This is a genomic window from Okeania sp. SIO2F4, assembly GCF_010672385.1.
Taxonomy (GTDB): Bacteria; Cyanobacteriota; Cyanobacteriia; order Cyanobacteriales; family Microcoleaceae; genus Trichodesmium.
Genome location: NZ_JAAHGT010000338.1, coordinates 1 through 9326 on the forward strand (window position 1 = coordinate 1; position 9326 = coordinate 9326).

The following is a 9326-nucleotide window of genomic DNA, read 5'->3' on the forward strand; positions in this document are numbered from 1 at the left end:
TTGATAAATCCACCCCAAGATTCTGACTCCCCCCTCTTCCCCCTCCTCCCCCTCTTCCCCCTCTCCCCACCCTCCTACAAGGGTTTCAGGAGTTCCTTATCAGGGATAGCTTAAAAGAAGGGGATTGACTCAAAGGAATTTTTTTGATTTATCCCCTTAAAAGGGGAGGCTTCAAGGCGTGAATTATTAAATGAATAATTAATTGACTATCAACTCTTAATAATTAATTATTAACTATTAATTATTAATTATTCGGTGAAATTATACATTTATTCAGCAACGCCCTCAGAGCTTATTGTTATATTCAACTGAAAAGTGCTGTAACTCAGAACTTCTGACCTGCAAAATTAACTTTCGTTAATAACTCCTAGTTAGCACAAACAAGACCATGATTAGACGTACATACCAAGTCGGAGGTAGTCTCAGCAAAAATGCTCCTACCTACGTCACCCGAGAAGCTGATACCCAACTTTATCAAGCTTTAAATAGAGGCGAATTTTGTTACATTCTCAATTGCCGACAAATGGGAAAATCATCCCTATTAGTCAGAACCTACCATCAACTGAAACAACAAGGATTTGAATGTGCCAGTATTGACATGACTAACATTGGTAGTCAAAATACCACTTCCCAAAAATGGTATCAAGGCATAATTGCCAACCTCTGGCTGAGTTTAAAATTGAATCGTAAATTCTCATTAAAAACCTGGTGGTCATCACTTTCAGAAATGTCTGATGTCCAAAAATTAAGTCGATTTATTGAGGAAGTAATATTAGTACAATTTCCTACAGAAAATATTTGTATATTCATCGATGAAATAGACAGTATTCTTGGTTTAAACTTTACCGTAGATGATTTCTTTGCACTCATTCGTTATTGCTACAATCAACGAGCAATTAATTCAGAATATAATCGACTTAATTTTGCCATTTTTGGAGTAGCTACACCTACCGATTTAATCCAAGACCGGAAAAGAACACCATTTAACATAGGCACAGCCATAGAATTACATGGTTTTACAATAGAAGAAATAGAGCCATTAGCAGCAAGTTTACCACTGGAAGAAAACCAGGCTAAAACATTACTAAAAGAAATATTATCCTGGACGGGAGGGCAACCATTTTTAACTAACAAGCTCTGTCAATTAGTCATGGATGCCATTACCCAACCAGATAAATATGAAGGTAATTTATTTAGAAATAAGAACTTATATGATTGGCGAAATCAACTTGCAAAATTGCCATTAGGTTATGGGGAATTCTTAGTAGAAAACCTAGTTAGAAATAAAATATTAGATGATTGGCAAAATCATGACGACCCAGAGCATTTAAGAACAATTCAAAATCGGTTATTATACAATCCTACCAAAGTAGAAAAATTGTTAGGAATATATAAAAAAATCATGCATAATAAGCAGATAGAAGTCAATAAAATACCTGAAGAAACAGAGCTAATATTATCAGGATTAATAGTTAAAGAATCAGGATTACTCAAAGTAAAAAATCGGATATATGAACAAGTATTTAATTTAGAATGGATCGGGAAAAAATTAAGATTATTGCGACCTTATGCTGATAATTTTGATGCTTGGATAGCTTCCCAGCAAACAGACAAATTCCGACTATTGCGCGGTCTAGCACTAAAAGATGCTGAAGCTTGGGCAAGAGGAAAAAGTTTGAGTGATTTAGATTATCAGTATTTAGATGCTTCTGTAGAAATATAGAGACAAGAAAAGCGAACTATAATAGAAACAGAACGAACAAAAGAAGTAGAAGCACGACTCAAACAAGAAGAACAAACTGCTAGATTTCAAAGGTTGTTTTTAGTTGTATTTAGTATAGGATTCTTGACAGCTTGCGGGTTGGGAATTAGCAATTTTTAGCAGTACCGCAATGCTTTAGCCAGTCAACGCCAAGAAATCCTGGCCAAAATTAAAAGCATAGTCCGCTACTCAGAAGCGCTTTTTGCCTTAGACCAACAGCTAGATGCTCTGATTCAAGGACTCAAAGCAAGGCGAGAACTACAAAATCTGAGGATCAAACTATTGCCTTCTGGAATGAGGAAGGCAGCTCCAGCTAATAGCTGTTAACGTTTCGCTGCGCGACATGAAAAGCGTTTCGCTGCGCGACATGAAAAGCGAGAGCTACCGTAGCAAGAGGCAGCTCCTCTGCAAAGAGGCAGTTACGACCCAGGAGGCTGGCTATTAGCTCCCGATTCCGCAGCAAATTATTACTACTCCTCTACTCAATAAAATGTAGAAAAGTTTTTCATATTTGGTGTGATATAGCGTTTCCCAAGCTAATGAGGTACAGTTATTTTTCTTCTTTATTTATTCCTACGGAACCAGAATTACTACTTCCTATTCCCAGTTAAGTGTTCCCTGTTCCCTAAAACCAGGGAATTTTGTATCTCACGCTTTTTGGGAATTGCTATAATATTGATACTTAATAGTGCAAATAGTGCAACTAAATTACCTCTAATCAACGATTTATATAGGATAACATTAGATGGAATTTTATAGAGGATTAGTATAAAATAAACTGTAAAAATTCAATTTTTTGGATTTGTTTTGTTATTAGGGTATATTTTATTATTCCACATTCCCAAGAAATCTGGTCAACAAATAATTATGAAAATCAGATAATAATCTGATGAAATCAAACTTAAAAACAATATTTTTAGTTGTAAAAATGATTATAATATCAATCAGCACAAAGATATTTTTCAAGTTTATATTATGATGAACGACCTGCCACAAACAACAAAAAAAAAGCCAAAATTAAACAAGCTACTCAAACCACTTTTAATTATGCTTGGAGTCGCAACTCTCCTAATTTTTGCTCAGAAATTTTTTAATGCTCAACAACTACTGAATAATGCCTTAAATTGGATTGATACACTTGGCCCCTGGGGTCCGATAGCTTTTATCACTATCTATATCTTGGCTACAGTTTTATTTTTGCCTGGCTCACTACTCACCCTTGGTGCAGGTCTCCTATTTGGTCCTCTTTTTGGCTCGGTTTACGTTTCTATCGGTTCAACTATAGGTGCAACTTGTGCTTTCTTAGTGGGTCGGTATCTAGCAAGAGGTTGGGTTTCCAAACAAATAGAAGGAAATGAACAATTTAAGGCCATTGACAAAGCTGTGGCTGATGAGGGATGGAAAATCGTTGGACTAACTCGCTTGTCCCCCATTTTTCCCTTTAACCTGCTCAACTATGCTTTTGGTCTAACTAAAGTCTCTCTACGAGACTATTGTTTGGCATCTTGGATTGGCATGATGCCAGGTACAGTAATGTATGTATATCTGGGTTCCTTAGCTGGAAGTTTGGCAACTTTGGGCACAGAAGGCGGATCGCGTACCACAGCAGAATGGGTTCTTTACGGCGTTGGTCTAGTCGCCACAGTTGCTGTAACTATTTATGTTACTAAAATTGCCAAAAAAGCCTTACAAAAGAAAATATCCTAGAAGGTATCTATAAATAAAATATTAAGTCTTTATGTCAAGTGGGTTAGGTGGAAATAATTGCACACTAATAATACGATATTTGATAATCCACCGTAACCCACCGAATATTAGTTATTTGATGCTGTTTTTAGATTTTTTTTACCGAATAATTAAGGTTTAAAGCCTCTCCTAATTAGGAGAAATAAGAAAAAATTTTCATGATTAGTCAATCCTATCTTTTTCAAGGAGAGGTAATAATTAATAATTAATAATTAATTATTAATTGTTGAAAGATATTTTCTAATTTAGGTGAGGCAATAGTCTGCCCCCGCTCTTTAAGTCTGACCATACTTTCTCTCCTCCCCCTACCGTATCGGAGAACGAAAAAGTTAATGTAGCAGTATTTTTTGAAATTGGTATTAATTACCTTACCAATGGATAATTGATAATTGATAATTAATCCATTTGACTTTATTGCCCCTCCTTTTCAGGAGAAAAAGCGGTCGTTTCGGCTGTTGCCGACTTGAATTGCGGAGCTTTCCGTAGGATGGGATGCTGAGGTTTCCCGAAGAGTGCAGAGCTGCTCCGAAGTGCGCCATATCCAATCGACCAAGAGAAAAGAAATTGTGATTTCCTTATATTCAATTCCGTCACGGTTTTAACTAGAGGTAATTATCCATTATTCATTATCCATTATCAATTAATGAATTTGATGCCTACTTCATGTACTTATAGCACTACTGACACGCAAACTAAGATAAATTTTGATTTTGTCTACCAACTGTCAAAAAACTTATCAAAGTAATTCAAAATTAGTATACTATTTTTATAGTTATCCTCAGATTGCCAAAATAAATTAACAATTTATGACTCTCAAAGCTGTTTTGTTCGATTTTAATGGTGTAATTATTAATGATGAATTTCTGCACGAAAAATTAATAGAACAAGTACTACTTGAGGAAAATCTACTGCTTAAACCAGAGGAATATCACAAATTTTGTCTGGGAAGAAGCGATCGTACTTGTTTGGATGATATATTGACCCAAAGAGGTAGATATGTCAATGAAGGGTATTTAGAACAGTTAATCAAACGCAAAACCCTAGCTTATCAACAACAGTTAGAAAGTATTGAAGAATTACCAATTTATTCGGATACGGTAGATTTTATCGATCGGGTTTCTCAAGCTAATCTGAAAATGGCTGTGGTTACTGGTGCTATCCGAGCCGAAGTAGAATTAGTGTTAAATAAAGCTAATTTAGCTGATTATTTTCAGGTAATTATTGCTGAGGATGATGTTAAGACCAGTAAACCAAAACCTGATGGTTATTTATTAGCAGTGGATATTTTGAATCAACAATATACAGACATTAATCTCAAGCCTTCAGAATGTTTAGTAATTGAGGATACTTTTGCAGGTATTGAAGCAGCTAAACTAGCAGGAATGCCTGTGGTTGGTGTTGCTCATACTTATCCTTTTCATATGCTCCAACGTTTGGCTAATTGGTGTGTGGATTATCTTTCTGATTTAGAATTGGACAGAATACAAAAGGTTAATCAAGAAATTATATGATGTCCGGCTAATTACCCATAATATAGCTGAAGTCAGAAGTCAGAAGTTAAATTCGCACAACGGACTATATTTGAGAAGAGCGAGAATGACTCCGCGTGAAGGGCTGAAGACCAGGTACTTTTTTCCAGCTAAAAAAAGCTAATACCTTTGGGAGTCAATACGCGCGAGATTTAATCAGCCAGCCCTAACTATTCAACCGAAAATCACATTATTTCTTGATTTTTTGTATAAAATACTACTTTTTTCTCGAAAAAAATATGTAAATAAATAATAAACTTATTTTGATTTTTAAATTTAGAAGCCAAATATAAAGTACAAAAACTCACTACTGAAAAACCACTTGAATATTTAAAGCTGGTCAAGATTAGTAACTATCATACTAGAAAATAAAGCACTAAAGGTATTTTTTGAATCAGCCCGACCCGATCGAGTCCCATCAAGGATAAGTAAAGAAACACATCAGTTTGTAAAGATATTAGTAGAAATTGTAACTTATTATGTGTAAGCGCCTCTTATATCAGTACATTTCAGTTATTATTGAGTAAATATAAAAGAATGGTTAAGAAAAGACAAAATTGGGAAAATATGTGTTTAAGGATACGTCCTAATTACCATTCTTGACCAATCCTCTAAAGAAATACGGATATGAAATTTATATGGAGGTTCCTGTGACTCCCACAATGTTACGTCAGCTTTGGTCTGTGGTAGAAAACTCCCAAGCTACAACCTTGGTATCACTGGATGATGCAACCTTAGCCCAGTGGTTAATCAAACAGTTGAAAAAAAGAAGTACCCTAAATTGTACAGAAGCAGATTTAATTAAGGAATATATCCAATCTCGGGTGTCCTTAATTAGGGATTTAGCTGAGGAACGTTTGGGAAGTGAACCTTCACTATCTGTATAGGTTTGAATTTAAAGTAAAAATTAAAAATCAAAAGTATTCAAATAAATAAGGAACAAAATGTGGAAAGTAGTTGCTTGAGAGCTTCCAGAAGCGATCGTCAAGCTTGACACTATGGTAGCTTTGAGTAGATCACTTTTTTCAAAACAAAAAAATCAGAATACACTATGCAAAAATGGGGATCTATTCTAATAGCAGCTATGTTGATGGTACTGCCACTAACAGCCTGTGAAGGTGAAGGCCCATCAGACAAAACAGGAGCTGGCCAAGAAAGTCAACAAGGGACTAGTCGTTTAGATATTGTCAGAAATCGCGGTAAATTAATATGCGGTGTAGAGGGTGGTATTCCTGGCTTCAGTTTTGTGGACCAAAATGGTAAATACTCGGGAATAGATATAGATATTTGCAAAGCGGTTGCTGCTGCTTTATTTGATGATTTAAATGCTATAGAATATCGTAACTTAGATTCAACGGAGCGTTTTACTGCTCTTAACGGTGGAGAAGTGGATATGCTATCTCGGAACACAACATGGACTATTAGCCGAGATACTACTGTTGGTTTGGAGTTTGCCCCTACTACATTTTATGATGGTCAAGGCATGATGGTTCGTGCTGATAGTGGGGTTAAATCTTTAGAGGACTTGCAAGGCAAATCAATTTGTGTCGAAGCAGGCACAACTACAGAATTAAATTTAACAGATAATCTCCGTCAACGAAATGTTGAAGCAGAAACATTGACATTTCAACAAGCAGACCCAGCTTATGCAGCTTATGCGGAAGGGCGTTGTGATGGGATGACTTCTGATAAGTCTCAATTATTAAGTCGCCGTAGTACCCTACCTAATCCAGGAGACCATATAATCTTGGATGTTACTATGTCTAAGGAACCTTTGGGTCCAGTAACAAAAAATAATGATTCAGCCTGGTTTGATGTGGTAAAATGGGTAACTTATGCTTTGATAGAAGCTGAAGAGTTAGGTATTACCCAAGCAAATGTAGATGACCTGAAGCAAAATTCTGAAGACCCTACAATCAAACGCTTTTTAGGAGTGGAGGGAGACCTCGGTGAAGGTTTGGGTTTGAGTAATGATTTTGCATATCGTGTAATTAAGCAAGTTGGTAACTACGGTGAAGTCTATGACCGTAACTTAGGAGAACAATCTCAATTTAAGTTACCTCGCGGTCTGAATGATTTATGGATTAATGGTGGGTTGCTTTATTCTCCACCTTTCCGTTAACAAGAAACTTACAACAGCGAAGATTTGGGAATAAATCTACACTCAATTTCCCAAATCTGTATAAAATTTAGAATTCAGAATTTAGAATTTATAAGTTGTTTTTATAGTAGATGGTTGAGAAAGCATACAAATTTAGGTTTTACCCTACTCAGTCGCAGGAAAATCTGTTGAGGAGAACTTTGGGTTGTGTACGCCTCATCTACAACAAAGCTTTAGCAGCAAGAACTACTGCCTGGTATGAGAATCAAGAACGAGTAGGATCTGCTCAAACCTCAGCTCTGCTTACTTCTTGGAAGAAAGAGGAAAATTTAGATTTTCTTACTGAAGTAAGCAGTGTCCCATTACAACAAGGTTTAAGACATCTACAGGCTGCTTTTACTAACTTTTTTAGTGGGCGTGCCAAATATCCTAACTTCAAGAAAAAGCGCAATGGTGGTAGTGCAGAGTTTACAAAGTCTGCATTTAAGTGGAAAGATGGTCAAGTCTATTTAGCTAAATGTTCTGAGCCATTACCTATTAGATGGAGTAGGCAACTGCCACAAGATTGTGTCCCTAGCACAATTACAGTGAAGCTAGACCCCTCTGGTAGATGGTCTGTTTCTTTAAGAGTCAATGATACCAGGAATTTAAAGCTTAAGCCAGTAACCAAACAAATTGGTATTGATTTAGGGATTACCAGTTTAGTTACTACCAGTGATGGAAAAAAAATAGCTAACCCTAAAACTCTGTTGGAGTTGCACAAAAAACTAAGGTTAGCTCAAAAGTCTCTGACAAGAAAAACTAAGGGGTCTAACAACTATCAAAAGGCTAGGCTGAAAGTAGCTAGGATACACGCAAAAATTAAGGATTCAAGGCTTGACTATACTCATAAGCTAACATACGTCGCCAATCCGACGGCTCCCCTACAATTAATCAGAGAAAATCAAACTGTTGTAGTTGAAGATTTAGCAGTAAATAATATGGTCAAAAACCACAAATTAGCTAAAGCAATATCAGATGCTAATTGGGGAGAATTAATCAGGCAATTAGATTATAAGGCTGAATGGTACGGCCGGGAATTAATCAAGATTGATAGATATTTTCCCAGTTCTAAGCGTTGCTCTAATTGTGGGCATATAGTAGAAAAATTACCTTTAAATATCAGAGAGTGGGATTGCCCAGAGTGTGCAGCTCACCATGACCGGGACATAAACGCTTCGGTAAATATTTTGCGGATGGGAACCCGCGTCGGCGATAGACGCAAGGGAACGCCCACCAAGAAGGCTGCGGGACTCGCAGTGTCAGCGCCAGTCGCTCATGGGGGAAACCCCCAAGACCGCGCTGGCTTGTCTGTGGAGCGACCGTAAGACCTTCTGGGAATAAGTCTCCGAAGGCGGGTGCTAAGAAACAGAAAGTCTCTAACAGTGATGCTAGGGAATCCCGCGCTGTATCGTAGAGCAGCGTCGGGAGGATGTCAACGGCAGGAAATTGAATCGAAATTATGCAGCAGAGGGTATATTTGCTCTTGACAACTCTACTATTTTCTACATACTTGACAATTTGTGAAAATACCCCTTCTGAAACAAATAAATGAGTTAGATATTAGACATCTTGCAAAAGTTTTAATTAAATCAATTTAAGAGATGAAATAAACAATTTTATCTCCCTATCCCCTATTCCGTATTCCCTATTCCCTAACTTCTGCAAGAAGTCTATTTTCATTAATGGATAATGGATAATTACCTCTCCCTAAAGAGGAGAGGATTGACTAAAAGGAAAATATTTGGTTTATTATTTCAATCCCAATGGTTCAATAGGAGGTACTGATAACTGATAACTGATAACTGATAACTGATAACTGATAACTGAAATGACTCCCTACTCCCTAAAATTATGATTGATGACAAAAATCAAAAAATTCCTCTATGGCGAGATGAGAGATTTTGGCGTATTGCTTTACAAGTTCTTGCCATAGTAATTTTTGTTGTGGTTGTAGCTATAATGATTAGCAACCTCAGCCGAAATTTAGCACAACAAGGTACAAAGTTTGGCTTCAGTTTCCTAGATAATGAAGCAGGATTTAGTATTAGTGAAAGTTTGATTCCTTACAAACCAAAAGATCCCTATACTCAAGTTTTATTAGCAGGTTTAGTTAATTCTCTGCGAGTAATGATTTTGGGAATTTTAT

General features: G+C 36.5%; 6 protein-coding genes and 1 pseudogene. All 7 read left to right on the forward strand.

The genetic code is table 11. From position 1 onward, the window contains the following. Nucleotides 1-388: 388 nt before the first annotated feature. A complete protein-coding gene (locus tag F6K22_RS20565; RefSeq protein ID WP_293101955.1) occupies nt 389-1723 on the forward strand; it encodes an AAA-like domain-containing protein in 1335 nt (444 codons plus the stop codon). A gap of 1086 nt (nt 1724-2809) precedes the next feature. After that, nucleotides 2810-3469: a TVP38/TMEM64 family protein gene (locus F6K22_RS20570; RefSeq protein ID WP_375340178.1), complete on the forward strand. Its 660-nt coding sequence runs from the start codon at nt 2810-2812 to the stop codon at nt 3467-3469. Between the two features lie 845 nt (nt 3470-4314). Beyond that, a complete protein-coding gene (locus F6K22_RS20575) occupies nt 4315-5019 on the forward strand; it encodes an HAD family hydrolase (RefSeq protein WP_293101958.1) in 705 nt (234 codons plus the stop codon). A 668-nt stretch (nt 5020-5687) separates the two neighbouring features. After that, complete coding sequence (locus tag F6K22_RS20580) at nt 5688-5924, forward strand: hypothetical protein (RefSeq protein WP_293101967.1); 237 nt, start codon at nt 5688-5690, stop codon at nt 5922-5924. A 164-nt stretch (nt 5925-6088) separates the two neighbouring features. Continuing rightward, nucleotides 6089-7159: an amino acid ABC transporter substrate-binding protein gene (locus F6K22_RS20585; RefSeq protein ID WP_293101959.1), complete on the forward strand. Its 1071-nt coding sequence runs from the start codon at nt 6089-6091 to the stop codon at nt 7157-7159. Between the two features lie 167 nt (nt 7160-7326). Continuing rightward, complete coding sequence (locus tag F6K22_RS20590; protein ID WP_483244148.1) at nt 7327-8505, forward strand: RNA-guided endonuclease InsQ/TnpB family protein; 1179 nt, start codon at nt 7327-7329, stop codon at nt 8503-8505. A 526-nt stretch (nt 8506-9031) separates the two neighbouring features. Continuing rightward, nucleotides 9032-9326 (forward strand): annotated as a pseudogene (locus F6K22_RS20595) (amino acid ABC transporter permease); the annotation flags it as partial.